The 26,150-nt window shown below is 61.2% G+C and carries 29 protein-coding genes and 2 pseudogenes; 20 read left to right on the top strand and 11 right to left on the bottom strand.

Features of this window, described 5'->3' with window-relative positions:
* Window positions 1-47 precede the first annotated feature (47 nt).
* A complete protein-coding gene (locus ABX75_RS14465) occupies window positions 48-752 on the top strand; it encodes a YoaK family protein (protein ID WP_047882168.1) in 705 nt (234 codons plus the stop codon).
* Window positions 753-897: 145 nt separating this feature from the next.
* On the opposite strand, the gene ABX75_RS14460 is transcribed toward ABX75_RS14465, so the two are convergent.
* Window positions 898-1,251, bottom strand: a complete 354-nt coding sequence (locus tag ABX75_RS14460) for a hypothetical protein (RefSeq protein WP_034113797.1) — start codon at window positions 1,249-1,251, stop codon at window positions 898-900.
* 179 nt (window positions 1,252-1,430) lie between these two features.
* On the opposite strand from ABX75_RS14460, the gene ABX75_RS14455 reads away from it, so the two are divergent.
* Complete coding sequence (locus tag ABX75_RS14455; protein ID WP_034098026.1) at window positions 1,431-1,646, top strand: hypothetical protein; 216 nt, start codon at window positions 1,431-1,433, stop codon at window positions 1,644-1,646.
* A gap of 154 nt (window positions 1,647-1,800) precedes the next feature.
* Here ABX75_RS14455 and ABX75_RS14450 read toward each other — a convergent pair whose 3' ends face one another.
* From ABX75_RS14450 to ABX75_RS14440, 3 genes are all read right to left on the bottom strand, one after another.
* Window positions 1,801-2,112: an AzlD domain-containing protein gene (locus tag ABX75_RS14450; protein ID WP_034138036.1), complete on the bottom strand. Its 312-nt coding sequence runs from the start codon at window positions 2,110-2,112 to the stop codon at window positions 1,801-1,803.
* Complete coding sequence (locus ABX75_RS14445) at window positions 2,109-2,804, bottom strand: AzlC family ABC transporter permease (protein ID WP_047882167.1); 696 nt, start codon at window positions 2,802-2,804, stop codon at window positions 2,109-2,111. The genes ABX75_RS14450 and ABX75_RS14445 overlap by 4 nt, the downstream gene beginning before the upstream one ends.
* Window positions 2,805-2,875: 71 nt before the next feature.
* Entirely contained in the window at window positions 2,876-3,091 is a 216-nt protein-coding gene (locus tag ABX75_RS14440; RefSeq protein ID WP_003191339.1) for a hypothetical protein, read from the bottom strand.
* 174 nt (window positions 3,092-3,265) lie between these two features.
* Between ABX75_RS14440 and ABX75_RS14435 the strand changes: the two genes are divergently transcribed.
* From ABX75_RS14435 to ABX75_RS14405, 7 genes are all read left to right on the top strand, one after another.
* Window positions 3,266-3,622 (top strand): metalloregulator ArsR/SmtB family transcription factor, encoded by a 357-nt coding sequence (locus tag ABX75_RS14435; protein WP_034098032.1) that lies wholly within the window; start codon window positions 3,266-3,268, stop codon window positions 3,620-3,622.
* 19 nt (window positions 3,623-3,641) lie between these two features.
* Window positions 3,642-4,925 carry an arsenic transporter gene (locus ABX75_RS14430; protein WP_034138034.1) on the top strand — a complete coding sequence of 428 codons (1,284 nt, stop codon included), beginning with the start codon at window positions 3,642-3,644 and terminating at the stop codon, window positions 4,923-4,925.
* A 12-nt stretch (window positions 4,926-4,937) separates the two neighbouring features.
* On the top strand, window positions 4,938-5,408 hold the full coding sequence (locus ABX75_RS14425) for an arsenate reductase ArsC (protein ID WP_034113803.1): 471 nt from the start codon (window positions 4,938-4,940) through the stop codon (window positions 5,406-5,408).
* 12 nt (window positions 5,409-5,420) lie between these two features.
* Window positions 5,421-6,107 (top strand): arsenical resistance protein ArsH, encoded by a 687-nt coding sequence (gene arsH / locus ABX75_RS14420; RefSeq protein ID WP_034098037.1) that lies wholly within the window; start codon window positions 5,421-5,423, stop codon window positions 6,105-6,107.
* 53 nt (window positions 6,108-6,160) lie between these two features.
* On the top strand, window positions 6,161-6,952 hold the full coding sequence (locus tag ABX75_RS14415; protein ID WP_034098040.1) for an AraC family transcriptional regulator: 792 nt from the start codon (window positions 6,161-6,163) through the stop codon (window positions 6,950-6,952).
* A 75-nt stretch (window positions 6,953-7,027) separates the two neighbouring features.
* Window positions 7,028-7,639: a LysE family transporter gene (locus tag ABX75_RS14410; protein ID WP_034098042.1), complete on the top strand. Its 612-nt coding sequence runs from the start codon at window positions 7,028-7,030 to the stop codon at window positions 7,637-7,639.
* A gap of 84 nt (window positions 7,640-7,723) precedes the next feature.
* Window positions 7,724-8,251, top strand: coding sequence for a DinB family protein (locus tag ABX75_RS14405; RefSeq protein ID WP_034098044.1), 528 nt, complete (start codon window positions 7,724-7,726; stop codon window positions 8,249-8,251).
* A 2-nt stretch (window positions 8,252-8,253) separates the two neighbouring features.
* Here the strand turns inward: ABX75_RS14405 and ABX75_RS14400 are convergent, their stop codons facing one another.
* Complete coding sequence (locus ABX75_RS14400; protein ID WP_034098046.1) at window positions 8,254-8,712, bottom strand: GFA family protein; 459 nt, start codon at window positions 8,710-8,712, stop codon at window positions 8,254-8,256.
* A 232-nt stretch (window positions 8,713-8,944) separates the two neighbouring features.
* On the opposite strand from ABX75_RS14400, the gene ABX75_RS14395 reads away from it, so the two are divergent.
* The 5 genes and pseudogenes from ABX75_RS14395 (at window position 8,945) to ABX75_RS14370 (ending at window position 13,800) form a co-directional block, all read left to right on the top strand.
* Window positions 8,945-9,691 (top strand): response regulator, encoded by a 747-nt coding sequence (locus ABX75_RS14395; RefSeq protein ID WP_047882166.1) that lies wholly within the window; start codon window positions 8,945-8,947, stop codon window positions 9,689-9,691.
* On the top strand, window positions 9,688-10,764 hold the full coding sequence (locus ABX75_RS14390) for an ATP-binding protein (RefSeq protein ID WP_034098050.1): 1,077 nt from the start codon (window positions 9,688-9,690) through the stop codon (window positions 10,762-10,764). Before ABX75_RS14395 ends, ABX75_RS14390 begins: the two co-directional genes overlap by 4 nt.
* Window positions 10,765-11,018: 254 nt before the next feature.
* Window positions 11,019-11,417: a hypothetical protein gene (locus ABX75_RS14380; protein ID WP_034113807.1), complete on the top strand. Its 399-nt coding sequence runs from the start codon at window positions 11,019-11,021 to the stop codon at window positions 11,415-11,417.
* Window positions 11,390-12,030 (top strand): annotated as a pseudogene (locus ABX75_RS14375) (ABC transporter six-transmembrane domain-containing protein). The gene ABX75_RS14380 and the pseudogene ABX75_RS14375 overlap by 28 nt, the downstream one beginning before the upstream one ends.
* A gap of 150 nt (window positions 12,031-12,180) precedes the next feature.
* Complete coding sequence (locus tag ABX75_RS14370) at window positions 12,181-13,800, top strand: methyl-accepting chemotaxis protein (RefSeq protein WP_034098056.1); 1,620 nt, start codon at window positions 12,181-12,183, stop codon at window positions 13,798-13,800.
* 250 nt (window positions 13,801-14,050) lie between these two features.
* Here ABX75_RS14370 and treS read toward each other — a convergent pair whose 3' ends face one another.
* A complete protein-coding gene (treS, locus tag ABX75_RS14365; protein ID WP_034098058.1) occupies window positions 14,051-16,114 on the bottom strand; it encodes a maltose alpha-D-glucosyltransferase in 2,064 nt (687 codons plus the stop codon).
* Between the two features lie 75 nt (window positions 16,115-16,189).
* The gene (locus tag ABX75_RS14360) at window positions 16,190-16,978 is read right to left on the bottom strand and encodes an AraC family transcriptional regulator (RefSeq protein ID WP_047882165.1); all 789 of its coding nucleotides are present in this window, start codon (window positions 16,976-16,978) and stop codon (window positions 16,190-16,192) included.
* A gap of 292 nt (window positions 16,979-17,270) precedes the next feature.
* Between ABX75_RS14360 and ABX75_RS14355 the strand changes: the two genes are divergently transcribed.
* The 3 genes from ABX75_RS14355 to ABX75_RS14345 all read left to right on the top strand — a co-directional run bounded on the left by ABX75_RS14355 (window position 17,271) and on the right by ABX75_RS14345 (window position 20,502).
* A complete protein-coding gene (locus ABX75_RS14355) occupies window positions 17,271-18,197 on the top strand; it encodes a 4-hydroxyproline epimerase (RefSeq protein WP_047882164.1) in 927 nt (308 codons plus the stop codon).
* A gap of 33 nt (window positions 18,198-18,230) precedes the next feature.
* Window positions 18,231-19,178: a dihydrodipicolinate synthase family protein gene (locus tag ABX75_RS14350; protein ID WP_047882163.1), complete on the top strand. Its 948-nt coding sequence runs from the start codon at window positions 18,231-18,233 to the stop codon at window positions 19,176-19,178.
* Window positions 19,179-19,251: 73 nt separating this feature from the next.
* Entirely contained in the window at window positions 19,252-20,502 is a 1,251-nt protein-coding gene (locus ABX75_RS14345; protein ID WP_047882162.1) for an FAD-binding oxidoreductase, read from the top strand.
* A gap of 9 nt (window positions 20,503-20,511) precedes the next feature.
* Here ABX75_RS14345 and ABX75_RS14340 read toward each other — a convergent pair whose 3' ends face one another.
* The 3 genes from ABX75_RS14340 to ABX75_RS14330 form a co-directional block, all read right to left on the bottom strand.
* Window positions 20,512-21,426 carry an ADP-ribosylglycohydrolase family protein gene (locus ABX75_RS14340; protein ID WP_034098065.1) on the bottom strand — a complete coding sequence of 305 codons (915 nt, stop codon included), beginning with the start codon at window positions 21,424-21,426 and terminating at the stop codon, window positions 20,512-20,514.
* Between the two features lie 36 nt (window positions 21,427-21,462).
* Window positions 21,463-22,446 (bottom strand): GlxA family transcriptional regulator, encoded by a 984-nt coding sequence (locus tag ABX75_RS14335; RefSeq protein WP_047882161.1) that lies wholly within the window; start codon window positions 22,444-22,446, stop codon window positions 21,463-21,465.
* Window positions 22,447-22,792: 346 nt separating this feature from the next.
* Complete coding sequence (locus ABX75_RS14330) at window positions 22,793-23,395, bottom strand: LysE family translocator (RefSeq protein WP_047882160.1); 603 nt, start codon at window positions 23,393-23,395, stop codon at window positions 22,793-22,795.
* Window positions 23,396-23,662: 267 nt separating this feature from the next.
* Between ABX75_RS14330 and ABX75_RS14325 the strand changes: the two genes are divergently transcribed.
* From ABX75_RS14325 to ABX75_RS14315, 3 genes are all read left to right on the top strand, one after another.
* Entirely contained in the window at window positions 23,663-23,926 is a 264-nt protein-coding gene (locus ABX75_RS14325; RefSeq protein WP_047882159.1) for a hypothetical protein, read from the top strand.
* A 150-nt stretch (window positions 23,927-24,076) separates the two neighbouring features.
* On the top strand, window positions 24,077-24,457 hold the full coding sequence (locus tag ABX75_RS14320) for a DUF1090 family protein (RefSeq protein ID WP_034138014.1): 381 nt from the start codon (window positions 24,077-24,079) through the stop codon (window positions 24,455-24,457).
* A 790-nt stretch (window positions 24,458-25,247) separates the two neighbouring features.
* Complete coding sequence (locus tag ABX75_RS14315; RefSeq protein ID WP_034138146.1) at window positions 25,248-25,613, top strand: hypothetical protein; 366 nt, start codon at window positions 25,248-25,250, stop codon at window positions 25,611-25,613.
* A gap of 417 nt (window positions 25,614-26,030) precedes the next feature.
* Here the strand turns inward: ABX75_RS14315 and ABX75_RS29040 are convergent.
* Window positions 26,031-26,150: pseudogene (locus tag ABX75_RS29040) on the bottom strand (IS30 family transposase); the annotation flags it as partial.

Genomic DNA, 26,150 nt, shown 5'->3' with positions numbered 1-26,150 from the left:
GCGTCCTACCGTAGTGGCCGGATAATCTCACCGAGGAACCCGCGTCCATGCTGCCTCCGCCCCGCAAACCGTACGCCAACGCTGCACTGGCTCATCGACGCTTATGGCGAGGCCGCATCGGCATGATGCTGGTGGGCAGCTTATCGGTGCTGGCGGGTATGACGGATGCCATTGGCTTTATGGCCAGCGGCGACTTCGTTTCGTTCATGAGCGGTAACACCACCCGCCTGGCGGTGGCTATCGGCGCCGGCGACCACAGCCTGACCCTACGACTACTGTTGCTGGTCGCCACCTTTGTTCTGGGGAACGCGCTGGGGATCGTGGTCAGCCGATTCAGCCGGCGCCACGCCCTGCCGCTGCTGCTGTATATCGCTGCGCTGCTGTGCTGCGGCGCCTTTTGGCCATTCGAAGACATGTTGCCCGCGCTACTGGCTGCCATCGTGGCCATGGGCATGCTTAACGCGGCGGTCGAGGAAGTGAACGGCCTGCCGGTGGGCCTGACCTATGTGACCGGCGCACTTTCGCGTTTCGGTCGCGGGCTGGGCCGTTGGCTGCTGGGCGAACGCCGCAGCGGTTGGCGGGTGCAGCTGATTCCATGGGGCGGCATGTTTGTCGGCGCCGTGATCGGTGCAGTGTTGCAGCAGCACATGGGCCTGCGCGCGCTGTGGGTCAGCGCTGCATTGGCGGCGGTGTTGGGGTTGGTGTCGTTGAAGATCCCGCGGCGTTGGCACTTGGGCTACATGCCACGCTGATCAAGGGAGGATGCTCGCCCGGCGCGACGGCCTTGACGTCCGTGTACTGGTAAAGAGCCATCACCCCGGGCGAGCGAGGTGAATCATAAGCCAATGCCCAACGCCTGTCCCGCCGGGCGTTTCCGAATATGACTAAGGCAAGGGACTACAGACAGGTCGCCAGCGCGGCCAAGCGACGCTTGGCGGGCATCGTGTCTTCGGCGGCGTAGTACTTGACGCTGGAACCTGCGCCTACGCTCTGAATGTCGACGAAGTAATCGCCGCCAGTGGTGTACACGGTGAAACCACCTGCCTCGCTCGGTTCCTTGAAGCCACCGGCGTCCACGCCGAACACACTTTCATCCTGCCAGCCGAACTGAATGCACTCGGCAACCACCAGTGTGGCCTTGTCCGATGCCAGGGTTTTGTAGGGGGCGCCGGTGCGCGCCTCGTTCATCTTCGAACCCGCGCAACCGCTCAGTACCGCCAGTGCCAATGCGCCCAATACCACGTTCCGCATGCCATCGCTTCCTTGGAAAAAACGCGACTCTACCATTTACGGGCACCCGCCAAAGACTATTACGTGGCTCTGGTGGTGCCTGATCGAGGTTGGAGTGGCATCGGCTTAAACATGGCACTATGATGCCGCGGTCGGCTTCACTGATGAGGCCGACCGGTTATTTTCTACAAGGAAGCGTCATGAAAGATTTCGTTATCAGCGTTAACAACACGGTTTTGTACATCGCCCTGGCCTTCGTCTGGTTGATCGGTCTGGTGTCGATGTTCAGCGCCAGCTTCCTGTCGGGCCTGGCGGTGCTGGTAGGGGGAACGTTGACGTGGTGCATCATTTCCGGCTTCTGGTTCGTCCAGTCGGCCACGTACGAAGAGCTGCGCAAGCTCAACGCAAAAAACTGATGCCCTGAAGCGGCCCCGATTGGGGCCGCTTTGCTATGGCAGGATAAATTTATCTTCACTGTGAAACGCGCCGTAGCCACCTACACTGGCCTGGCTCATTTTCATGAAGTCTTCCTTCTGCCCGCTCTCCCGCGGGCTTTTTTTCGCCTGGGTTTTAAAGCCACCAGCGCAGCAAGTAGAACACCGCCATGCTCAGCAACACGGTGAGCAGCACATTGCGCGTCCAGACCATCAACCCCACCGCGCAGAGGCCGGCGAGCCAATACGGATTGGTCGGGCTCAAGTTGAGGTGATGGTCGGCCAGGAAAATAATCGGCCCGCAGATCGCCGTCAGCATGCCCGGCACCGCAAACCCTAGAAACTCTCGCGCACCGCGATTAAGGCGCACCGGCAGACGCGGCTCAATAAACAGATAGCGGTTGAAGAACACCACCAGGCCCATGGCCACAATCATCAGGTAAATCATCGCTGCCCTACCCCCAGTCGCTTACAGGCAAACCCGGCGCTCATGCCCAGCAAACCCGACACCACCACGGCCGACTCCCACTGCAAAAAACTCAGCCAGACCGAGCACAGCAACGCCACCGCCACGCACACCACCGTCGGTACATCGCGCACCACCGGGGTTATCAACGCGATGAAGGTCGCGGCAATCGAAAATTCGAGCCCTAGCTGGTCCAGGCCCGGAATGCTCTTGCCCAGCACAATGCCGGCCAGGGTGAACAGGTTCCAGATGATATAGAAGGTCAGCCCCACGCCCAGGGCGTACCAGCGATTGAAGGTCTGGCGGTCGTAGTGGCTGACCAACGCGAAGAACTCATCGGTCAGCAAGAACCCCAGGCTGATACGCCAGCGGGTACTTAAAGGAGAAAGCACTGGCCGCAGGTGCATGCCGTAGAGCAAATGCTGAGAGGTCAGCAGCAAGGTGGTCAGTACGATCGATATCAGGCTGGCGCCACTTTTGACCATACCGATGGCCACCAACTGCGCAGCACCGGCGAACACGATGGTCGACAGCCCCTGGGCTTGCAACGGGGTGAATTGCGCATCGATGGCCATGGAGCCGGCGAGCAGCCCCCACGGCGCGCAGGCCAGGGATAACGGAATAACGGCGATCGCACCGCGCGCGAACGCATAACGGGGTAAGGCAGCAGGCATAAAAACGGCTCATCGACGGACAGTCGCCAAGCATGCCAGCGCGCCGAGGCGCCTGTCTTGAACGATATTGCTCAGGCGAGCTTCACGGACACCTGTTCCACCGAATCCCGCGCTTCGCGCAACTCGTAGGCATCTTGGTTGAGCCGGTGAATGGTGTTGAGCAAGCGTTGACGCAACACCTCGTCGCCGAGTTTTTCCACGGCGCGCATCAGATCGAACGCCGCGGTTTCGTTATTTTCCGCGACGGAATCCAGGGTTTTGCGCAGGTTGCGAGTGGCTCGGGTCACGCGGGGTCTTCCTTCATCTGCAATGGGGAGGCACTCTAAGACATGAGTGTTTCATTTTAATTTCAAACACTTGTGGTTGATCTTCATGAACTTGATCCACATCAATCGAAACAAGATTTGACCGAAACATATGGAAATACGTATATTCGAATAAACGTATATGCGGATGGAACCATGTCAGACCTCCTGTCTCCTCCCGAACTGTTCAAATGCCTGGCCGACGCTACCCGTGCCCGCCTGACGTTGTTGATCCTGCGCGAAGGCGAACTTTGCGTGTGCGAACTGATCCATGCTCTGGGCGACAGTCAGCCGAAAATTTCCCGGCACCTTGCGCAATTGCGCAGCGGCGGGTTGCTGGTGGACCGTCGCCAAGGCCAGTGGATCTACTACCGTCTCAATCCGGCACTGCCCGACTGGGTGCATCAGGTGCTGACCACTACGTTGCAAGCCAACCAGCCATGGTTGCACGACGACGCGCAGCGTCTGGGTGCAATGGGCGACAGACCACAACGGGCCAGCAACTGCTGCTGAGCCATCGGAGCGTTAATTCATGCTTGTCGCAATCGCCATTTTTCTGTTCACCATCGTGCTGGTTATCTGGCAACCCAAAGGCCTCGGCGTGGGCTGGAGCGCCAGCCTCGGTGCGATCCTGGCCTTGGCGTGCGGTGTTATCAGCCTGGCGGATATCCCGGTGGTGTGGCACATCATCTGGAACGCCACCGGTACCTTTGTTGCGTTGATCATCATCAGCCTGCTGCTCGATGAGGCCGGCTTCTTCGCCTGGGCCGCCTTGCATGTGGCGCGTTGGGGCCGAGGCCGCGGCCGACGTCTGTTTGCGTATATGGTGCTGCTCGGCGCGCTGGTTTCGGCGCTGTTCGCCAACGACGGCGCGGCGCTGATCCTTACGCCCATCGTGATGTCGATGCTGTTGGCACTGCGCTTTTCGCCGGCGGCGACCCTGGCGTTCGTGATGGGCGCGGGCTTTATTGCCGACACTGCGAGCCTGCCGTTGGTGGTATCGAACCTGGTGAATATCGTTTCGGCCGACTACTTCAAGATCGGTTTCAACCAATATGCGGCGGTGATGGTGCCGGTCAACCTGGTCAGCGTCGCGGCCACGCTGGCGGTGCTGCTGTGGTTTTTCCGCCGGGATATTCCCCAGAGCTACGACCCGGCCGACCTGGATGAGCCTGTCAGCGCGATCCACGACCGCGCCACGTTCCGCGCCGGCTGGTGGGTGCTGGGCATTCTGCTGGTCGGCTGTTTTGCCCTGGAACCGTTGGGCATTCCCATCAGCGCGATTTCCGCGGTGTGCGCAGTGCTCCTGCTGGTGATCGCCGCCAAGGGCCACAAAATCTCCACACGCAAAGTGCTCAAAGAAGCACCGTGGCAGATCGTGATTTTTTCCCTTGGCATGTACCTGGTGGTCTATGGCCTGCGCAATGCCGGTCTCACTACTTACCTGGCCACCTGGCTCGATACCTTCGCCACCTATGGCGTGTGGGGTGCGGCCATGGGCACGGGGGTGCTGACGGCACTGCTGTCATCGGCGATGAATAACCTGCCGACGGTGCTGATCGGCGCGCTGTCCATCGAGTCCAGCCATGCGGTGGGCGTGGTCAAGGATGCGATGGTCTACGCCAACGTGATCGGCAGCGACCTCGGCCCGAAAATAACCCCTATCGGCAGCCTGGCCACGTTGCTGTGGCTGCATATCCTGGCGCGCAAAGGCATCACCATCACCTGGGGTTACTACTTCAAAGTCGGCATTGTGCTGACCTTGCCGGTGCTGCTGATCACCCTCGCCGCCCTCGCCTTGCGCTTGAGTGTCTGAAGGAGCCGTTTCATGAAAGTCCTGTTTATGTGTACCGCCAACAGCTGTCGCAGCATCCTGTCCGAAGCCGTGTTCAACCACCTGGCGCCGGCAGGTTTCCAAGCGGTCAGTTCCGGCAGCTTTCCCAAAGGCCAGGTGCTGCCCCGCAGCCTGAGCACCCTGCAAGCAGCCGGTATCAGCACCGAGGGTTTGTACAGCAAGGGCAACGACGCCTTCGAAGACAGCCCGCCGGACCTGGTGATCACCGTGTGCGACAAGGCCGCTGGTGAAGCCTGCCCGGTGTACTTCGGTCCGGCAATGAAAACCCATTGGGGGTTGGAGGACCCGTCCGACGTCCACGGTGATGACGCACACCTCAATGCCGCCTTCCAGGCCACCCTGGAAACCATCGAAAGCCGTTGCCGGGCGTTTTTTGCATTGCCGTTCGAGCGTTTGTGCCCGGCAGAACTGAAGGTTGAACTGGAGCGCATTGCGCAACTGTGACAGGAGCAAACAATGAGCACGCTGCCCAATCTCGATGCAGGCCTTTCCACCCCTCTTCACACTGGGCCGCCCCCTGCGCCGCGCATCTTGCTGCTCTACGGCTCGACGCGACCACGCTCGTTCAGCCGCTTGCTGGTGGAGGAAGCGGCGCGCTTGCTGGAGCATTTCGGCGCTGAGACCCGGATATTCAACCCCAGCGGTTTGCCGCTGCCGGACGATGCTCCCAGCGACCACCCCAAGGTCCAGGAATTGCTGACGCTGATGCAGTGGTCCGAGGGCCAGGTATGGTGCTCGCCCGAGCGGCACGGTTCGATGAGTGCGGTATTCAAGGCGCAAATCGATTGGGTTCCCCTGGCGCTGGGCGCCGTGCGCCCCACCCAGGGCAAGACTCTGGCGGTGATGCAAGTGTGCGGCGGTTCGCAGTCGTTCAACACCGTCAACCAACTGCGCGTCCTGGGCCGCTGGATGCGCATGTTCACCATCCCCAATCAATCCTCGGTGCCCAAGGCGTTTCTGGAATTCGATGAACACGACCGCATGAAGCCTTCGGCGTTGTATGACCGCGTTGTGGATGTGATGGAGGAACTGGTGAAGTTCACGGTGCTGCTGCGCGATCGCCCGGACCTCGTCGACCGCTACTCGGAACGCAAGGAAAGTGCCGACGAGTTGTCGCAGCGGGTCAATCAACGGTCGATCTGAATGACCGGGCCCGGTTATGCTCAGAAGCTTGCGTTTTCTACCGAGTCGATTGAATGAACGACATGCACCACGCCTGGCTGGGCAGCTACGAAATCAGCAGTACGCACTGCACGGGCTTGAACTTCGCCCGTCACAGCCACGACGAGTGCGTGATCGGCGTGAATCTTATCGGCGAGGAAAACGTGTGGCTCGACCGACGTGAGTTTGTCGCCGGACCGGGCAGCATCACCCTGTACAACCCCGGACAAATCCAGGGGGGCGGCGCGGCTGACGGTGCGCCTTGGCAATTTGTCAGTCTGTATGCCACGGCGGATCAGCTGGCCCACGACCTGGGGCTGGCGTACGTGGAATTCGATCGCGCCGTGTGCTTTCAGCCAGCCCTTGCTCAGCGCCTGGCGGCTGCGGTGCACGGCGCCTTGAGTACCGATGCGCTGATACGGGAATTGAACGAGGACGCCCTTGTCCTGGCGCTCGCCGAGGTGGTCAGCCTCAGCGGCGTGCGCCTGCCCAGCACCACGGCCACCGGTAACAGCCTGATCAGCCGTGCCCAGGAATTGCTCGCCGAGCAGTTGCATCAATCGCTGCCGCTGGAACAGTTGGGCGATGAGCTGGGGCTGTCCAAATTCCACCTGCTGCGCACCTTCCAGAAAGAAACGGGCCTCAGCCCGCGCCAATGGGCCATGCAACTGCGCACTCGTCGTGCCAAAGGCTTACTGCGCAACGGTGTATCGGCCGGCCAGGTCGCCCATGACCTGGGCTTCGCCGATCAGAGCCACCTCAACCGGCATTTCCGCGCCGCCTATGGCATCACGCCGGGGCGCTACCAAAACGTGCTGCAGCGCTGAACAACGCAATCTGATCCAAGACACCTGTGCGACGCGGCGGCACACTGCCGACCATTACTGGATGGGAACGCGGGCATGCTGACGATTTTTCTTTACGCACTGGTATTCGGTTTTGTCTTTTGCCTCTCTCCCGGTGCGGTGCTGGCCGAGACCCTGCGCCGTGGCTTGCTGCACGGGTTCACCCCGGCGTTGCTGGTGCAAGTCGGTTCGCTGGTGGGCGATGCGGTATGGGCCGTGATCGGTCTGACCGGCATTGCGCTGTTGATCCAGCATGATGCCGTGCGTGTGCCCCTAACGGTGATCTGCGCGTTGTACCTGGCCTGGCTCGGCGTGCGCAGCCTGCTGGATGCCTGGCGCTTGCCAGCCATGGACAATGCCCCGGCCGGCTCCGGGCAGAGTGCGCTGGCAGTGGGCGCGGCAATCTCGCTGGCCAACCCGAAAAACATCGTGTACTGGGGCGCGCTGGGCAGCGCCTTGTCCGGCATCGTCGGCGCCACGCCGAGCCATGGGCAGACGCTGATGTTCTTTGCCGGGTTTATGCTCGCCTCGGTGTTGTCGTGTTTCTTGACCGCCGCGCTGGTCAACCTGATGCGCAAGCATGCCTCGGCGCGATGGCACCGCATCAGTTATGCCACGTGCGGGCTGGTTTTGATCTATCTGGCCGTACTCGCTGCGCAGGGTATTTGAAGCGGTTGCGTCCAAGCGTCCGATGATGCGGGCACGCTGCTCACGCACTATGATGGCTCAGTCCTCCACCCCCGGGCATGGCACATGAACCGCATCGAACATTTCACACTCTTGGCCACCTACAACCAGTGGATGAACCGCAAGGTCTACGCCGCCGCCGGCAGGCTGAGCGACGCTGACTTACGCATGGACCGTCACGCGTTCTTCGGTTCGATCTTCGGCACCCTCAACCACCTGATCCTGGGCGACACCGTGTGGCTCAAACGCTTTGCCGAGCACCCTGCCGGCTACTCGGCGTTGGCCCCATTGAGCAGCGTCGCCCTGCCCCCGGACCTCAAACAACTGGCCTTCGCCGACCTGCATGAATTGTCCGCACGGCGCGCCTGGCTGGACCAGATGATTATCGATTGGGCTCACAGCCTGACGGAGAGCGACCTCGATCAGCGCCTGCACTACCACAACATGCGCGGCGATGGCGCCAACAAACCATTCGCCAGTCTTATCGTGCATTTTTTCAATCACCAGACCCACCACCGAGGCCAGGTAACCACCCTGCTGACCCAGGCGGGCCAGGATGTGGGCGACACCGACCTGCTGGCGCTGATCGACTGAGATCAGTGCGAGGTCAGCTCGGCATAGGCCTGCATCAAGCGTGGAAAGTCCTCGGGCGCGGGCAATTGCGCGAAGCTTTCGACCGCCGGCGTGAGCGCCCAGGGCAGCTTTTCACAGGTCCAGGTCTCCATGAACGGTGCAAAATCGGCCGCGCTGTCCAACATCGTTGCCCGCACGTTAACGAAGCCGTCGATGCCATGGGGGCGCGTAAATAACCAACTCATACAGTGGGGGCAGCAGTAATGGCGGTCCGCGCCGTGCAGGCCACCGATCACCGGGGAACCTTGGGTGACGGTAAACGCATCCGCGATGAATAGCGCACTCAAAGAGAACGCACTGGCGCTCATCTTTTGGCAGCCGGTGCAATGACAGGCCATGGTCATCACCGGTGCATGGTCCACGCGCAAACGCACGCGATTACAGCGGCAACCGCCTTCTCGTGGCAGGTCTTCGATACGCATCACACTCTCCTGTTTATGATGGGACGCGCCAGCGTAGCGGTATTCGCGCCAATCTGCAGCCTCGGTGCGGCGCCTAACCCGGCTGAGCACCGCACGCGCAAATAATCCCGCGTCTCCATCATTCCTCCATAAAACCTCCCATGAAAGCGCACGCATGTGATGCACAGTAGGCTTCGTCGCCCCCTGGTAATTGGCCATACTGCGACCATCGAACCGCACCACCGAGCCGACCATGACTGAATCGCACCTGACTTCGACACCAGCGGACTTCGCCACTCAATCCCAGGCTCTGGTATTGATTGCCGAAGACGAGCCGCAAATCGCCGACATCCTCGCCGCGTACCTCAAACGCAGTGGCTTTCAGACCGTCCATGCCCTGGATGGGCGGCGCGCGCTGGAACTGCATCAAACCCTCAAGCCCGACCTGGTGCTGCTGGACGTGTTGATGCCACAACTGGATGGCTGGATGGTACTGGCCGAGATCCGCCACCGCGGCAACACCCCAGTGATCATGCTGACCGCCCAGGACCAGGACATGGACAAGTTGATGGGGCTGCGCATCGGCGCCGACGACTACATCGTCAAACCGTTCAACCCCGCCGAGGTGGTGGCCAGGACCCAGGCGGTCCTGCGCCGCTCCCGCGACCAGGGCTATGGCAGCGGCCAGCGCGTGTTGCGGGTGGAGGGTTTTGAAATCGACGTCGACAGCCATGAAGTCAACGTGCGAATCGGCACACAACAGCACGCATTAAGCCTGACCGCGACGGAATTCCGCTTGTTGGCACAGTTGGCCAAAGCCCCCAGGCGCGTATTCAGTCGCGCCGAGTTGCTCGCGCTGTGCTCGCCAGAGAGCGACAGCCTGGAGCGTACGGTGGACAGCCATATCAGCAAATTGCGCCGCAAGATCGAAGACCTGGGCCTGCAAGGTGTGCCGGCGAGCATCCGCGGGGTGGGTTACCGGTTTGGGAGCCACCCATGAGGACCGCCAATAGCTTGAGCCGGCAGATTATTCTGTCGATGTCTGCCGTGGTGCTCTGCGTGATCGCCCTCGCGGTCGTCGGCTCCTATGTGTTTTACGCGCTGCTCTGGATGTTCTGGCCACCCACGGATATCGATGTGGACGAGTGGCTGCCAACCGGTGTCGAGTGGCTCTGGATGGGTTTGGTCACCGCCATCAGCTTGGCCGTGGGTGCGGTGGTGGCAATCAAATTGTCCCGGCGCATTCTGATGCCGTTGAACTCGGTGGCGGCCAGCCTTCGCCGCCTTGCCGACGGCGACCTGGATGCCCGGGCGACGGCGTCCGATCGCGCATTGGCCGAGGCCAGCGTGCTAGTGGATGACTTCAACAGCATGGCCGCACGTTTGAAGCGCATGGCCCAAGAGCAGTCATTCTGGAACGCCGCGATTGCCCATGAACTGCGCACCCCGCTGACTATCCTGCGCGGTCGCCTGCAAGGGTTGGCCGAAGGGGTCTTTCCTCCGGATCAAGCACAGTTCTACAGCCTGCTGGGCCAGGTCGAGGGCCTGACCCGACTGATCGAAGACCTGCGGGTCGTGGGCCTGGCAGACAATGGTTACCTGGATGTGCATATCCAACGGGCCGACTTGGCCGACGAGATTGAGGCTGACGCGCGTCTGTTCGAACCGGGCCTGCAAGCCTGCGGATTCACCCTGCATATGGACCTGCTCAGGCAACCGGTGCATTGCGACCCCGCACGCATTCGTCAGGCCCTGCTAGCCATGCTCGACAACCTCAAGCGGCACGCCACTCCAGGCACCGTCACGGTGAGCCTGGGCAGCCTGGACGGCGTCAATACCTTGAGCGTCGCGGATGCAGGGCCGGGCATCGACGAAGCGTTCGCCGCGCATATCTTTGAGCCATTCCAGCGTGGGGAAAGCTCTCGCTCCCGCGCCCAGGGCGGCAGCGGCCTGGGGCTGGCGGTGGTGCGCGCCATTGCCATGGCCCACGAGGGCCGCGTGACCTGCCGCAATCTGGAGAGTGGCGGCAGCCTGTTCGAATTGACGTGGCCAGAACGACCGGTCGCTATCTGAAACCCAACCGCCCCAGGTGCAGGCATGTGTTTTTTTGTCCTCGGATTCAAGGGCGTTGAACGCTATCGCCATTTCGCCTTGCTGGACACACAAGGACGCTGTATCGCTTTTAAAAGCTGCGAAGGAACGCCCCAGAACGGCAAATGGGTGCAAGTCAAACATATCAATCTGGCCTGGCTGAACCGTGTGTTACCTGCGCGGGCGCTGAGCGGGCCACCTACACCACCGTTGTAATTCACCCACGGATTGCATCCATGTCTAACTCTATTCGCGACCGGACCATGCTTGACCTGACGCAACTGGAAGACTCCATAAAGCGCTGCAGCGCTAAGCTCAGGAAACTACAGCGCTTCTGGATTCCCCTGCAAAAACACGCGCCGCGTCTGGTGCTGTCGCTGTGGATCATCGGGGTTGTGGCCTCGTTGTTTACCCAGTGCTACTACCACTGGCTGCTGCTGGCGCCGGCCATTTGCATCTTGATCATCCTGGAGATGGTGATCGAAGAAGTGCAAACCGACCTGTTATTGATGACCGCAGAGACGCGCTACCTGCTCGACATCACGCGCGGCCTGTATGCCGGTACATCCATGCCTCAACACCGTACGTTACGCACACCAGGTGCCCCATGCCGTCCGTCACACCGCCATTACTGAACGAACCCAGCCGCCAGATCGGCCAATAATCGGCCAGCCAGACCCTCAAAGCCATCGCCAAAGCCTACCCCGGCAAGTTGTTCTGCACCCTGTCGCTGGTGGCGCTGGAAAATGCGTTATTGCTGGCCTACCCGCTGTTCGCGGGGTTTGCCGTGGACGCCATTATTCGTGGCGATGGCAAGAGCGCACTGCTTTATGCCGCCGTGGTCCTGGGTTTCTGGGTAGTCGGCGCGGCGAGACGCGCATTGGATACGCGAACATTTACCCGCATCTATGCTGACCTTGCGGTGCCGGTGATCCTCAATCAGCGCCTGCAACGCCACAGCACCTCCAAGTCAGCCGCGAGAGTGGTACTGGCACGGGAATTTGTGGACTTCTTTGAGAGGCCGTCGCCTTTCTCACCATCGGGCTGTTGGCGGCCTTGCTGTTCGTGGTCGCGATTACCCAGCTGGCGCTCTCCCCTGCGGTGAAGGCCGGGCATGTGTATGCGGTGACTTATCTGTGGACCTTCGTGAGTTGTCTGGACGAAGCGCCCAGCGTAGTAGACCAACTGGCGCGCCTCAAGGATATCGGCGAGCGCGTGGACCCCGGTTTGGGTGAAACGGCGCCTTGACTGCTCTCACGTCGACGCCATGGCGATTGGGTTTTTCAGACTACCCTCTTCCCTACCAGTCGTCCGCTGCTGCCCGTGGGTATTCAATTTTGCGGCGTCTGGCCGATAGCTTGTAAGAACTGCTCGCTTTCCTCCTTATGAGTACGCCCCATGCGCCTGAGAAACCTGAACCTTGCCCCCCGTGCCGCGTTGTTTTTTTCCGCGATCATCGCCTTAGTGCTGGTACTTGGCGTAATTGCCATTCTGCAAATGGGCAAGTTGCGTGACTCGGAAAAGGATGTGGAACTCAATTGGATGGCGAGCATCCGCCAAACCGCTCTGATGAACGCCACGGTATTGCGCCTGCGCCTGGAAACCCAGCGGGCCGTCGCCGACCCTGAAACGATTCAGAAGACGCTGGCGGATTTTCCGGGCTATCGCAAAGCATTCAGCGATGCGGTATCCAACTATGAACCACTTATTGCAAGCGATCAGGAACGTGCCCTGTTCACCGCCGTGAAAACCTCGGCTGACGGTTATTCCAAGCAGCTGGACGCGCTGGAGCCGCTGCTCAAGCAGGGCGACACCGCTGGCGTCGTCAAATTGGTCGCCAGCGGCATCCGCCCGCTGACCAATGCCATGGAAGGCCAGATCAAGGCCCTGACCGACTTCAACAACGAAGGTGCAGCGAAAGCCGGCCAAACCGCCACGGACACCTTCAACGCCGGCACCTGGCTGGTAATTGGCTTGATCGTACTGGTGATCGCGATGACCGCCGGCCTGGCGTTCCTGTTGACCCGCAGCATCACCTCGCCCATTGGCGATGCCCTGTCGGTGGCCGAACGTATTGCTAACAGCGACCTGTCCAAAGAAGTCAGTGTGCATGGCACGGATGAAGCCGGTCGACTGTTGAAAGCGCTGGCGCAGATGCAGACCAACCTGCGCAACACCATCCTGCAGATTTCCGACTCGTCCGCACAGCTGGCCGCGGCCTCCGAAGAAATGACCGCCGTCACCGAACAGTCCAGCCGTGGCCTGGTATCGCAAAACGATGAAGTGAATCAGGCGGCCACCGCCGTTACCGAAATGAGCGCGGCCGTGGATGAAGTGGCGCGCAATGCCGAGTCCGCCGCCCAGGAATCCAAACGCAGCCAGGGCTTCACCGAAGTGGGCCTGGAGCGCGTCACGCAGACGCTGCGCTCCATCGAAAAACTGTCGGGTAATGTGGAAAACACCAGCGAGCAGATCCAGGGCCTGTCCAACCGCGCCCAGGGCATCAGTAAAGTGGTGGAAGTAATCCGCGCCATTGCCGAACAGACCAACCTGCTGGCCCTCAACGCCGCCATCGAAGCCGCGCGTGCCGGTGAGCAGGGCCGTGGCTTCGCGGTGGTTGCCGATGAAGTCCGCGCGCTGGCGCACCGCACCCAGGTGTCGACCCAGGAGATCGAGCAGATGATCGCCGCGATCCAGAACGAATCCGACGACGCGGTCAAGGCCATGGGCACCAGCAAGGAGCTGGCCACCGAATCCCTCGGCGTAGCCCAGGAAGCCAGCAGTTCGCTGGATCAGATTGCAGCGGCGATTATCCAGATCAACGAACGCAATATGCTGATCGCCACCGCTTCGGAAGAACAATCCCACGTCGCGCGCGAAGTGGACCGCAACTTGGTGAGCATCCGCGAACTGGCCACCCAAAGCGCCGCCGGTGCCAGCCAGACGGCCAGCGCCTGTGGCGAGATGTCGAAGCTGGCGGCGAACCTGAACCAGTTGGTCAATCGCTTCGTGGTCTGATGCCCTCCGGAAGACCCCATCGCCCCGGTGCCTGCGGGCCCATTGGGCGTATTTTGTGGTGAGCGGGAATGTGGGAGGGGGCTTGCCCCCGATAGCGCTGGGTCAATCAGCCCCTCTGCCACTGACACACCGCCATCGGGCGTAAGCCCCCTCCAACTTTTGATAGCCATTGCCTGGGCTGGATCAACTGAGCCTTAGCTGACTGGCATTAGGGCTTGCCCCGCGCTGAGACGCGAAGCGGCCCTCTCCCCTACATCGGCGTGCTGCTGACCACCCGCAGCGCCAGGCCCTCGTAAGCATCCAGGGTGATGGTAAACGCGCCGTCTTCGGTCAGGTCACCCTCGACCCGCTCATTGATAATGTCCACCACCGGGCCCGGCGCAATGTTGGGCAGGTGCAAGGTTTCGGTGATGGGCGTGGCGCCGAAGTTCAGCGCGGTGATTTGCGTGCCCTTACCGGCCGGCAGTTCGTGGACCATGATCAGCAACCCTGGATGCTCCACATCCGGGACCAGAGTCTGGCGGCTGGCGGCAATGTCATAAGCGCGGCGCACGGCGAGAATCTTCTGCAGTTGCGAGGCGAATGACTGCGGGTCTTGCAATTGCTGGTTCAGGCTGCCGTATAGACTCTTTGAGCGCGGCATCAGGCCGGCGGACAGTTGCGCTTCCGGGTTCAAGTCCACCAGGTCGTAGGCGCCGCGATGAATCCAGCGCGTGTCGCCGTCCTGCATCAGGTGCGCCACCTCATCCGCCGCCAGCGGCAGCGCCCCCACCAAATCCCAACCGGACAGTGCGAACACCCCAGGCTGCATTGCGTTGTACATGACCAGCAACAGGTGGATCTGCTGGATCTGCTGAATATCGGCCGCCGTGATGGCGTCCAGGTCACGAATACCCAGCGCCGCCGTGATGATACTGACGGTGGTGCAGGACACGCCGTTGGTCACGAATTTGAGGTTGTACGGCGCATGTTCGCCGGTCAGGCGCTCGTACATCTGCTCGCGGATGTGCTCGCGCAGGATGTTGCCGGGGAAGGTCTGGCCCTGATAGAGGAAGCTGTCATGGGCATGCAGGGTCCAGAAGTGCACCAGCTCCAGGGTCAGTTCATCGTGGTTTTGCAGGGCGTGGATCAGCGAGCCGGGGTCGATGCCCTGGCGGTGCATCTCGCGCAGCATCAAGCGCAGGAATTCGGCATCCCCCATCAACAGGGCGTGCTGGTACGCCGGCCGGGTGATGAAGTCATAGGACAGGTCGGCGCCGCCGTGGGACATGGAGGCGATGTCATCCACGGTGAGGTTCAATTCCTGGAAGCTGAAACCGCCGGCCTTGCGAATCGCGCCACCGATCAGTTGGTTACCGGTGATCGACAGCGGGTGGCTTTCGGACCATGCGCCGCCCTCAAGCTTGCGCTCCACACCGAGAAAACCGTTGGCGTCCAGGCGCAGAATCTTCGCGCCCATCACATCGATGGCATGCAGCGCATCACCGATGATCATTTGCTGCGCAGCAAACGAAGGGTCGAGCCAGTTGAGCGATGGCTGGCCTTCCTTGAAGTAATGCAGGTACACCCAGCGGCGCGGCTTGCCGTCGACGCCGACCACCACCGGGGTGGCGCTCCAATCGGTTTCCTTGACGCCAGGCTCGAAGAAGATCACTCGCTGTAACTGGCCGACGATATAGTGCTTGTCGCGCAGCGCGTCCACCTGCAATGGGCTGAGGTTCTGCGCGTCGCGCCCCTCGGCCACGTCGGGCAGCAATGGCCAGTCGTCCTCGCGGATTTCCACCATGTGGTAGAGGCCGGGGTAATCCTCATAAGCCATCTCGGCCAGGCGGAAGTCCGCGCCTTTGCCGGTGTGGGACGGGATCACGTCATCGATAATCACCGCGTTGTGGGCAGCGGCCATGCGTGTCAGCGCCTGCAATTGCGCCTCGGTGCCCAGCTGTGGGTCGATCTCGAAACTGATGCGGTCGAAATTGCCGTCGATGGTCGGGGTGTGTCGCGTGCCGTTAAGGCCACCGGACTTTTTCAGCGGGCCGTTATGAATGCCCTGGATGCCGATTTTCGACAAGGCGTGCCACAGGCTTTCATCCCCCAACGCCTCCAGGACCGTGCCGCCGTCGCGGGTCACGATGGACGCCGGGTACGCGGTAAACCACACCGAAGACAGCGCCGACGCATCCCGCGGCCGCGTCTGTGCGTACGGCTGTTGCCACATCCGACCCTGCCCCGAATAGAGCTTGGCGCGCTGACGCGCCGCGTGCAGCATCGATTGTTCCACCAGCCAGTTCACATGGGTGTTGTCCGCCGCCGTCATAAGCTTGATACCTGTCGTCGTAAAAAGTGACTCGTAAGCATATGAGGGGTACGGGCGCCATTCGTTGCATCGCAATCATGCCAACGCGGGCCCTCCCCCCGTCGCCTGCCGGTACTGGCGCGGCGTAAACCCCGTGGACGCCTTGAACTGCCGGGTAAACGCGCTGTGGTCGGTATAGCCGCACTGCAAGGCGACCTCGGTGATCGGCAGTTCGCTGTGCAGCAAGCGGTGGGCGTGCTCCAGGCGTACTTTCTGGATCATCTGGCGCGGCGTCAGGTTGAAGACGCGCTTGCAGTAACGCTCCAACTGCGCCACGGAAATGCCGGCGATGTGCGTCAGCTCACCGAGGGTGACGCGGCGGTTGAAGTGGCGGCGAATATGCTCATCGACGGCGGCCAGGCGCTGGTAGGCCGGGTGGGTTTCGCTGGCCGATTGCAGGTCCACCGAGATGCCGGCCAGGCCGATAATCGCGCCCCCACGGTTGTACAGCGGCCATTTGTGGGTCAAGCACCATCCCGGTTCGCGGCTGCCGTACAGGTGCAGTTCGAGTTGATCTGCCAGCACCAAGCCCTCCTCCAGCACCCGTCGATCCTGCTCGGTATAGCCCGGCCCCAGTTGGGCGGGGAACACCTCGGCGCTGGTCTTGCCCAGCAGCGGTCGCAGCTGTTTGAGGCCACAGCGCTGCACCAACGTGCGGTTGGCCAGGGCGTAGCGAGCTTGCATATCCTTGATGAAAATCGCGGCGTTGGGGATCACATCCAGCATCGGCAGCAACTGCGCGACGGCGCTTACCAGCTGTTCGAGGCTGTCGGGGCGAGCGGCTGCCTCACCCTGGCAAAGGCCCGCAAATACGCTGTGCAGCATGATCGCCTCCCCGGTTGAGCCTTTTCGCGTAGCAGATTGCATGATGCCCGCCGCACTGTCGAGCCAGGTCAAACTGTGCCGATTTCGTCATCGATGGCCGCGTAAACCATCAATCGCCTGCGCGCCGGTGAGTTCACTGTAGGGCCGTGGATGGCGCTCCAGTAACCCACAACGCACCGACCCGATTGCGTTGATCTTCTCGGCGCTACTGTCCGCCGCCCTCTACATGCTGCTGGGAACCGCGTTCTTTCGGCGGCAACCGCCCTCGGCCACTCATTGATTGGAGCGTCTGATGAAACGATTGCATGTGATCGACTCCCACACCGGCGGCGAACCCACGCGCCTGATCCTCAGCGGCTTCCCGGCTCTGAGCGGCGGCAGCATTGCCGCGCAACTGGATAGCTTACGCAACGAACACGATCAGTGGCGCCGCGCCTGCCTCTTGGAGCCCCGTGGCAACGACGTACTGGTCGGCGCGCTGTACTGCGAACCGGTCACAGCGGGCGCCACCTGCGGGGTGATCTTCTTTAATAACGCCGGCTACCTGGGCATGTGTGGTCACGGCACCATCGGTTTGGTCGCCTCGCTGCATCATTTGGGGCATATCGCACCGGGAGTGCACATGATTGACACGCCGGTGGGCCCGGTGGCCGCGACGCTGCACGAGGACGGCGCGGTCACCCTGCGCAACGTACCGGCCTACCGTTTTCGCCACCAGGTGGCGGTGGACGTGCCCGGCCACGGCGTGGTCAAGGGCGATATCGCTTGGGGCGGTAACTGGTTTTTCCTGGTCTCCGAGCATGGCAAGACGTTGGAGATGACCAACGTCGACGCCCTCACCGAGTACACCTGGGCGATGCTCAAGGCCCTGGAAAACCAGGGTATCCATGGCGCCGATGGCGCGCTGATCGACCATGTCGAACTGTTCGCCAGCGACCCCGACGCCCATAGCCGCAACTTCGTGATGTGCCCCGGCAAGGCCTACGACCGCTCGCCTTGCGGCACCGGCACCAGCGCCAAACTCGCCTGCCTGGCCGCCGATGGAACACTCGCGCCCGGTCAGACATGGACCCAGGCCAGCATCACCGGCAGCCAGTTCACGGGCCATTACGAATGGGACGGCGAGCGGGTCATCCCCTTCATCACCGGCCGCGCCTATATGACCGCCGACAGCGTGCTGCTGATTGACGAGCAAGACCCTTTCGCCTGGGGCATTTAAGCCCACCCCCATTTGACTTGAAGGAGTACGACCATGAGCGACAGCATTTTCGCCGGCTGCATCCCGGCCCTGATGACCCCTTGCACCGCCCAGCGCCAACCGGACTTCGATGCGCTGGTCGCCAAGGGCCGCGAACTGATCGAAGCCGGCATGAGCGCGGTGGTGTACTGCGGCTCCATGGGCGACTGGCCGTTGCTCACCGAAGCCCAGCGCCAGGAAGGCGTGGCGAGGTTGGTAGCGGCTGGGGTGCCGACCATTGTCGGTACGGGGGCGGTCAATAGCCGTGAAGCGGTGTCCCACGCCGCCCATGCTGCCAAGGTCGGCGCCCATGGCCTGATGGTGATTCCTCGGGTGCTGTCCCGTGGTGCGTCCGTCACCGCACAAAAGGCGCACTTCGCGGCCATCCTCAATGCCGCGCCGGAGCTGCCGGCGGTGATCTACAACAGCCCCTACTACGGCTTCGCCACCCGCGCCGAGCTGTTCTTCGAACTGCGACGCGAGCACCCGAATCTCATCGGCTTCAAGGAATTCGGCGGTGGCGCCGACCTGCGCTACGCCGCCGAACACATCACCTCCCAGGACGATAGCGTGACCCTGATGGTGGGTGTGGACACCCAGGTGGTGCACGGTTTCGTCAACTGCAACGCCACCGGCGCTATCACCGGTGTGGGCAATGCCCTGCCGCGGGAAGTGCTGCACTTGGTGACGCTGAGCCAACAGGCGGCCACGGGCGATGCCAAGGCACGACGCCTGGCCCGCGAACTGGAAAGCGCGCTGGCGGTGTTGTCATCATTCGATGAAGGCTGCGACCTGGTGCTGTACTACAAATACTTGATGGTGCTCAACGGCGACAAAGGCTACGACCTGCACCTCAATGCGACCGACGTGCTCAGTGACGCCCAGCGGCGTTATGCCGAGCAGCAGTTCGCGTTGTTCCGCCAGTGGTATGCCAACTGGTCGGCGGAACAGCATTGTGCCTGAGTGCGCATGCGCCGCGATGGTCAACCGGCGCAACGTGAAAGCCTTGGCCGACGCACAGAGAGAGGCATAGCCGATGAGCCGTAGGGATATCGTGGTGGTCGGCGCCGGTATTATCGGCGTGGCTTGCGCGTTGCAGCTGGCGCGCCAGGGCCGCCAGGTGGTGGTCATCGATTCGCAAGCCCCGGGCATGGGCGCCTCCTATGGCAACGCCGGGCACCTGGCCACCGAGCAGGTATTCCCGATTGCCGACTATTCGATTCTCAAGCGGCTGCCCGCCATGCTGATGGACCCCATGGGCCCGCTACGCCTGGACTGGCGCTACCTGCCCCGCGCCCTGCCCTGGTTTACGCGTCTGCTGCTCAACCTGCGCGCGGCGCCTTACCAGCGCACGGTGGCCGGCCTTCGTGCGCTTAACGAGCAAAGCCTGGGCGCCTGGCAACGCTTGCTGGCCAGCCTGGATCGGCCGCAGCTGATGCGCCAGGACGGCTCGCTGCTGGTGTTCGAACGGGCCGAGTCACGGGCGGATATCCAGGGGTTGCAGCACCGCATGCAGCAGCAAAACGTGCCGGTGGAGTACTGGTCTGCCGAGGCGATTCGCGCGGCGGCGCCGCACTTGAGCGAACGCCTACAAGGCGGGCTGTTCTTCCCGGCCACCGGGCACTTTGTCGACCCGTTCCACGTGGTGGGCGAACTGGTCTGCGCCGCTGAAGCTGCGGGCGTGCAGTTTCTTCGGCGTCGTGTGGTCAGCGGGCAACCCGATGCGGAGGGCGTCTGCCTGTTCACCGACCACGCGCCGCTACTGGCGCGTCAGGTGCTGATCGCCTGCGGCGCGCATTCGGCGGCACTGACAGCGACCCTGACCGGTAAAGCCATCCCGCTGGACACCGAACGCGGCTACCACCTGATGCTGCTCCATGAGCACCAGCGCCTGCCGTTCGCCGTGACCTCCCTGGAGCGCAAATTCATCATGACCCCCATGACCGGCGGCCTGCGCCTGGCCGGTACGGTGGAGTTCGCCGGGCTTGAACGCCCCGCCAATATGCAGCGCGCGTGGCAGTTGCAGCGGTTAAGCCATGGGCTGTTCCGCGAAGAACTGGACGCCACGGACGCCACGCCGTGGATGGGCTTTCGACCGTCGCTACCCGACTCGCTACCGATCATCGATCGGGTGGCCGACGGCAAGGTACTCCTGGCCTTCGGGCATCAGCACCTGGGCTTGACCCAGGCAGCGATCACGGCAGAGATGGTCGCCGGGTTGGCGGCAGACGGGCCAATGCCAGCAGGGTTGCCGGCACTGGCGCCTTATCGGCTTGAGCGTTTTTAGCGGCGCGTGTCAGGCCGCATGACCTGCGGCATTGAACAATCCGTCGGCCATCCCCTGGATCTCATCCGCCATCCATAACCGTCCCAGCCATTCGGACGGAATCGCCGCTGCCCCGTAATAGGCACCGGCCAATTGACCGACTATGGCGGCGGTGGTGTCGGCGTCATCGCCCAGGTTGGCCGCCGCCAGTACCGCATCGGCAAAGCTATCGGTGTGATCAAAGCACCACAGCGCAGCTTCCAGAGAGGCCACCGAATAGCCCGAGCCGACAATCTCGGCGCAGGGTTTGTCACGGTACCCGCCTGCCGCAATGGCCTTCACCTTGGGTGCCATCAACGGTATATCGGCCAACTCCAGCACTTGCGCTTTCGACGCGCCGCCGAGGGCATTACAGATGGCCTGTGCCAACACCAGGCAGCAGTCAATGGCTTCCTGGGCGGCGTGGGTGGTGCGGGAACTGTCGACGCTGAAGGTGCGGACGTTTTGCAGGTCCGGGTAATAAAACAACACCACGGGCGCCAGGCGCATCATCGAGCCGTTGCCGGCCGAATAGGGATCGGTTGAGCCGGCGAACGGGTTGTCGGTGTTCTGGAACAGCGTCAGCGCCTCGCGCACGGTCATGCCGATATCGAAACAGTCGCCGGTCGAACTCAAATAGCCCCACTGCCACCAGTTGAGGTAGCGCCCCATCTGGTCACGGGCATCGAACCCGCCTTTTTGCAGCAGGCTCTCGGCCAGGCACAGAGCCATGGATGTATCGTCCGTCCACTGCCCCGGCTTGAGATTGAACGGCCCGCCGCCGACCATATCGGTGATCGGCGCAAAACTGCCCCGACGTTTGAATTCCAGGGTGGTCCCCACAGCATCGCCGCAGGCCAGGCCCAGCAAGCTGCCACGGTAGCGGTCCTTCAAGGTGATCGACATCGGCACTCCTCGGAAAAATTCCAGACGGTGCCCATGCTACTTGACCAGGCGCTTCTCTTTCGAGGGGCGGTAGCCGAAGTAGGCGCTGTAGCACTTGCTGAAATGGCTCGGCGATACGAACCCGCAGGCCACCAGCACCTCCACTTGGGACAGCTCGGTGTGCTGTAGCAGTCGGCGCGCTTCAGTCACACGCAGCTCCATGTAATAGCGCTGCGGCGTGGTGCCCAGTTGCTCCTTGAACAGGCGCTCCAACTGCCGCCGCGAGCGGCCGGCGTAGACCGCCAACTGGTCGAGTTCCAGCGGTTCTTCGAGGTTGGCGTCCATCAGCTTGACCACTTCCCGCAGCGGGGCGCTGACGCTGATGTTTTCAGTCGGTTTGATACGCCGGTAGCGTGATTCCTCAAATGCGAGGATGTCTTCGATGCCTTCCACCAGCGCCTTGCCATGCAGGCTCTTGATCCAGTCCAACGCCATATGGAATGCGCCCGAGGGGCTCGATGCAGTCAGGCGGTCGCGGTCGATCACAAAGGGTTCGCTGGTGACCTTGGCGGCCTTGGACACCTCGGCCAGGGCCGGGCGATGTTCCGGGTGAATGGCGCACTGATAGCCCTGCAACAGCCCGGCCCGCCCAAGAAACCAAGACCCGTTCCACAACCCGGCCAAGCCCACGCCCATCTCGGCGGCGCTGCGCAACAGGTGGATGAAGTCTTCGCTGGCCTTGAGCTCAGTGCGAAAGCCACCGCAGATCACCAGCAGGTCCAGTTCGTGCAGCACTGACGCGTCCAAGCATGCGTCAGGGCGAATCACCAGGCCCAGGTCACTGATAACCTCGCCATCGTCACAGCCAAAGGTGCGCGTGGCGAACAGCTCGGGGCGCAGCAGGTTGGCGGTGACCAGGGTGTCGAGGGTCTGGGTGAAAGCCGGCAGGGAGAAATGTTCGAGCAACAGAAACCCGACGCGAGTGACCGACGCCAGTTGTTGAGAGGTTTCGTTAAGGTAGCGCAGGTTCTTGCCCTTCATGCCACCGCTGAATTGACGTCTTTCCATCGAGGGTTGGCCCACTCTTATTGTGTTGATGCCGTGGGCGCCATCTTAGGGGCAAAAGCGTCGTCTGTCTCAAGCACTGATCTGGAAAAACCCGACGCCCTCCAAAGCCCGGTGCAGCCGCGCGACTAATGCATCTGATACGGTTTTTTCTTTGTTATCTGCGTCTGTACCGAAAACCTGCCCGGGCGGACAATGGCCAGCGTTCCCACTCCCCTTCCCTTCGGAGGTCCTATGACCAAGATGGCACTCTTCCTGTTCGGTTTTCTGGTACTGACCATCGGCATCGGCCTGTTGGCGACCATCTCGCCGGTCTGAACGCCTACCCTGCCAAGAACATCGGGTACAGCGACAACACCAACAAACCGGCCATCACCCCGTTGAACAGACGCACCCAACGCGGTTCACGCAGCAAGTTGCGCAGCCCCGTGCCGCAGCCCAACCAGACACACACGCTGGGCAGATTGACCACGGCGAACACCAATGCAATCACCAGCACGTTGGTCACATAGCCTTCAGCGGGGGTATAGGTGGTGATCGCGCCCAACGCCATGATCCAGGCCTTGGGGTTCACCCACTGGAACGCGGCGGCAGCGAGGAACGTCATGGGTTTGCCGCGCTCGTCCGTGCTATCGGACATACCGCCTGCCGTGGCGATCTTCCACGCCAAATACAGCAGGTACGTCGCTCCCACGTAGCGCAGCAGGGTGTAGGCCCAGGGCAACAGTTTGAACACCTCGCCCAACCCCAAGCCGACTGAAATCACCAGCAGCATAAAGCCGATGCTGATGCCCAGCGCATGGGGTATGGAGCGGCGAAAACCAAAATTCACCCCCGAAGCCAGCAACATCGTGTTATTCGGGCCGGGGGTGATCGAAGAGACAAAGGCAAACAGCACAAAGGCTGACAACAAACTGGTAGACATGACCGTCGCGAGGTATCCGAACAAAGATGGGGCAAGCCTGGAACACTAGTGATTTATCCCGGCGAATGCCCCGTACAGCCAGGCGCGGATCGATGCATACACTTTTGGCGCACATTGCCATGCAGTTTCACAAACCTTTCACAGATGATCGCCTAAGGTGAATTCAGCAGCTCCTAATGAACATCCCTTTTAGCCCGCACTCCCCATCGCGGGCTTTTCTTTGCCTGAGTTTTACCGACGGTTTAATGCGCAATAGCGGAGAAGCAGATGGCGGAATTAATAAATGATCTGGATGGCCCTCGAACCGCCCAGCAGGAACTGTTCTATGACCTGGAAGATGCAGCGGCGGTGATCGGCTGGTCGGTAGTGGAGCTAGCGACGCTGGCGGCAGATGGCGCATTGCCTAAACAGGCAGCGGCGCTGAAGAAGGTCTGTGAGTTGCTCGCGGCCCAGCAGGGAAAGCTCAGGGGTTATGCGCAGGAGGTGAAACAGGAGCGCATCAGCCGGTCCGAAGTCAAATCCAAACTGTGAAATCGATCACATTTAGAGAGATCCAGCGTTGAAGCTCAAAATTTGAGCAAATAGTATTTCGCCGCACCTGGGCGCTCATCTATAGGGAAATTGCCATGCGCCAGCCCGGGGCCACTGACCTGCGCAGGCAATCAAACATTGAGGTTTGCCATGCGCCTTTCCACTCTCGCACCTACCGCCGTTCTGCTCAGCCTGTTCACCCTGCCCGCCCACGCCGCAGACCTATCCGCCCTCACCGGCGCCCTGTCGACCGCACTGGGTGGCGCAAATAACAGCAACGCCGGCAACACCAACAACGCCGCCTCCTGCCAGCAACAAATCCGCGACCTTCAAGCCAACATCAATGCCGCCAACGCCAAAGGCGACACCCTGCGCGCGACCGCTTACCAAGCGGCACTGACCCAAACCAATAAAAGCTGCACCAACTCCACCTACAACACCCAAGCTCAAGTGGACACCAGCTCACAACGCCAGCAGAACGTGAACAAAGCGGCGGATGCGATTAATGCGATTGGTGGGTTGTTTAAATAACTGAGGCAGACGCATTAGCGGTTTTGCCAGGGAACCCAGCCTGAGGCGGCCGCGCTCCACACCGGTCCACGAAAGAAAATTGGGGTCAGATCACCATTGTTTAAATGTGGTCTCACCCCATTATTTTTTCCCTGATTGATCAGGGCAAGACCGAAAACGCCTCCGTCTTCGTTTGGAGGATGGCGGAATCAAATCCGTTATCGATAAGGCAGCAATCAAAGCGTCAGCTGATGATGGTCCCTTGCTGGCAACGAGCATTCGCCAGTTCCATTCAAGGGCATGCGGCCCAAAGCTGCTAGCGAGATCGAGCTAACGCACGCGAGCCGCCTACTAGGTCACTCCACAGAGGAAATGACCAAGAAGGTATATCGACGAGTCGGTGAAATTGTGAAGCCTACGAAATGACCCGGTGCCAATTGTACGATAGGCAGAAATCGGCCAAAAGCGGACCGCCAGCGCGGTTCTGATTCAGCCCGATAGTCGAAGCTCACAGCATGCGACTGCATATCTAAAGTCATTCTGGCTTATTGCTTACACCCATATCCCTATTGGCTCCCTCTCGCCGTCCAGTTTACTGGGGGGGGATTGAAGACCCTCTAAGCCCAGCGGGAGCATGCTCCCTCGCCACAGGGGAACATTAAAGTCATAAGACTTGTATTGGCCACTGGGTAATTGGCATAGTGCTGCCACTCCCCAACTGACCCTGCGCCAAGGACTAAATCAGCCAGAAGCTGACGGAAGTTCAGGGCCTTGCCAGGTTGCTTGTTCCAAGGATATGGACATTTACCCCATGAAAACATACGCAGCGCTGGCCCTTGCGCTCACCACTCTGTGCAGCACCGTCCACGCGGCGAGCTGGCAGATTTGCCGGCTGGATTTACAGATCGTCAACGTCTTGAAACAACCGTACCCACAGCTGCAGGGGCGGATCCTCAAGGTCACCCCGACCTCAACCACCACGCAATGTCCCCAGCAAGGCTCGACGGTCACCTTCACCCCGGAAACCACCGATTACCAGAACACCCTCCCGCGTAGGCAATGGCCTCGAAAAGGCCAGTCGGTGCAGATTGATTACCGGTATCTGGATGGCATTTGCAAGGGCGACGGCCACCCGCATCCGTGTCGCATCGAACACTATCCACTCATGGGACGCTAATCGGGCGTCACTCGCTCACGCAACTTCGCAGCAACCCATCGCATGGATATGCCCAGCACGCCTTCGCGCGAAATGCGTGGCGCTGTAGCATCATGAATTCTGCCAGCAATCCAGCCCTAAGGACGATTGATGGCTATTAACTTTGAACCCAAGATAGGGCAGATCTTGGAGCGTAATTATGGCGGCTACCAGTACGATGAGAACGCCATGGCTATCGTTAGAGGGACTCAAGCGTACTAGCTGCCTATCAGCCATTCCAGCTCGGCCTTTCCAATTAGAAAGTCAGTTATTGGCCGATTTCTGCCTGTCGCGAAGGGCTGAAAATGGCCGATCGTGGCCCTTCGCGACAAGCCGCGATCGGCCAAAATCTGATAGTGATAGAAAAATAAATCTGTCGCCTTTCGATCGTCCCTGAATTCAACACATAAGTGCAACGCTCACCCCTGTATGCACTTCGTACGGCGTCTTCCAGCCCAAGCGCTTGCGCGGGCGTAGATTGATCCTCGCTACTGTCCGATTGACGGCTTCGACGGTCAG

The sequence above is a fragment of the Pseudomonas sp. ARP3 genome (assembly GCF_001029595.1).
In the GTDB taxonomy this organism is placed as follows: Bacteria; Pseudomonadota; Gammaproteobacteria; order Pseudomonadales; family Pseudomonadaceae; genus Aquipseudomonas; species Aquipseudomonas rhodesiae.
The sequence above is the reverse complement of the archived record's forward strand: the minus strand, read 5'-3'. Positions and strand labels throughout refer to the sequence as shown.

What these genes read in the sequence shown, in the direction of transcription:
- ABX75_RS14450 (WP_034138036.1), bottom strand. Translation starts at nt 2,112, where the DNA reads ATGATTTACCTGATGATTGTGGCCATGGGCCTGGTGGTGTTCTTCAAC.
- ABX75_RS14370 (WP_034098056.1), top strand. Translation starts at nt 12,181, where the DNA reads ATGCGCCTGAGAAACCTGAACCTTGCCCCCCGTGCCGCGTTGTTTTTT.
- treS (WP_034098058.1), bottom strand. Translation starts at nt 16,114, where the DNA reads ATGACGGCGGCGGACAACACCCATGTGAACTGGCTGGTGGAACAATCG.
- ABX75_RS14445 (WP_047882167.1), bottom strand. Translation starts at nt 2,804, where the DNA reads ATGCCTGCTGCCTTACCCCGTTATGCGTTCGCGCGCGGTGCGATCGCC.
- ABX75_RS14330 (WP_047882160.1), bottom strand. Translation starts at nt 23,395, where the DNA reads ATGTCTACCAGTTTGTTGTCAGCCTTTGTGCTGTTTGCCTTTGTCTCT.
- ABX75_RS14360 (WP_047882165.1), bottom strand. Translation starts at nt 16,978, where the DNA reads ATGCTGCACAGCGTATTTGCGGGCCTTTGCCAGGGTGAGGCAGCCGCT.
- ABX75_RS14340 (WP_034098065.1), bottom strand. Translation starts at nt 21,426, where the DNA reads ATGTCGATCACCTTGAAGGACCGCTACCGTGGCAGCTTGCTGGGCCTG.
- ABX75_RS14400 (WP_034098046.1), bottom strand. Translation starts at nt 8,712, where the DNA reads ATGCGTATCGAAGACCTGCCACGAGAAGGCGGTTGCCGCTGTAATCGC.
- ABX75_RS14320 (WP_034138014.1), top strand. Translation starts at nt 24,077, where the DNA reads ATGCGCCTTTCCACTCTCGCACCTACCGCCGTTCTGCTCAGCCTGTTC.
- ABX75_RS14355 (WP_047882164.1), top strand. Translation starts at nt 17,271, where the DNA reads ATGAAACGATTGCATGTGATCGACTCCCACACCGGCGGCGAACCCACG.
- ABX75_RS14460 (WP_034113797.1), bottom strand. Translation starts at nt 1,251, where the DNA reads ATGCGGAACGTGGTATTGGGCGCATTGGCACTGGCGGTACTGAGCGGT.
- ABX75_RS14455 (WP_034098026.1), top strand. Translation starts at nt 1,431, where the DNA reads ATGAAAGATTTCGTTATCAGCGTTAACAACACGGTTTTGTACATCGCC.
- ABX75_RS14345 (WP_047882162.1), top strand. Translation starts at nt 19,252, where the DNA reads ATGAGCCGTAGGGATATCGTGGTGGTCGGCGCCGGTATTATCGGCGTG.
- ABX75_RS14405 (WP_034098044.1), top strand. Translation starts at nt 7,724, where the DNA reads ATGAACCGCATCGAACATTTCACACTCTTGGCCACCTACAACCAGTGG.
- ABX75_RS14430 (WP_034138034.1), top strand. Translation starts at nt 3,642, where the DNA reads ATGCTTGTCGCAATCGCCATTTTTCTGTTCACCATCGTGCTGGTTATC.
- ABX75_RS14390 (WP_034098050.1), top strand. Translation starts at nt 9,688, where the DNA reads ATGAGGACCGCCAATAGCTTGAGCCGGCAGATTATTCTGTCGATGTCT.
- ABX75_RS14410 (WP_034098042.1), top strand. Translation starts at nt 7,028, where the DNA reads ATGCTGACGATTTTTCTTTACGCACTGGTATTCGGTTTTGTCTTTTGC.
- ABX75_RS14435 (WP_034098032.1), top strand. Translation starts at nt 3,266, where the DNA reads ATGTCAGACCTCCTGTCTCCTCCCGAACTGTTCAAATGCCTGGCCGAC.
- ABX75_RS14425 (WP_034113803.1), top strand. Translation starts at nt 4,938, where the DNA reads ATGAAAGTCCTGTTTATGTGTACCGCCAACAGCTGTCGCAGCATCCTG.
- ABX75_RS14315 (WP_034138146.1), top strand. Translation starts at nt 25,248, where the DNA reads ATGAAAACATACGCAGCGCTGGCCCTTGCGCTCACCACTCTGTGCAGC.
- ABX75_RS14465 (WP_047882168.1), top strand. Translation starts at nt 48, where the DNA reads ATGCTGCCTCCGCCCCGCAAACCGTACGCCAACGCTGCACTGGCTCAT.
- ABX75_RS14395 (WP_047882166.1), top strand. Translation starts at nt 8,945, where the DNA reads ATGACTGAATCGCACCTGACTTCGACACCAGCGGACTTCGCCACTCAA.
- ABX75_RS14325 (WP_047882159.1), top strand. Translation starts at nt 23,663, where the DNA reads ATGGCGGAATTAATAAATGATCTGGATGGCCCTCGAACCGCCCAGCAG.
- arsH (WP_034098037.1), top strand. Translation starts at nt 5,421, where the DNA reads ATGAGCACGCTGCCCAATCTCGATGCAGGCCTTTCCACCCCTCTTCAC.
- ABX75_RS14380 (WP_034113807.1), top strand. Translation starts at nt 11,019, where the DNA reads ATGTCTAACTCTATTCGCGACCGGACCATGCTTGACCTGACGCAACTG.
- ABX75_RS14335 (WP_047882161.1), bottom strand. Translation starts at nt 22,446, where the DNA reads ATGAAGGGCAAGAACCTGCGCTACCTTAACGAAACCTCTCAACAACTG.
- ABX75_RS14350 (WP_047882163.1), top strand. Translation starts at nt 18,231, where the DNA reads ATGAGCGACAGCATTTTCGCCGGCTGCATCCCGGCCCTGATGACCCCT.
- ABX75_RS14415 (WP_034098040.1), top strand. Translation starts at nt 6,161, where the DNA reads ATGAACGACATGCACCACGCCTGGCTGGGCAGCTACGAAATCAGCAGT.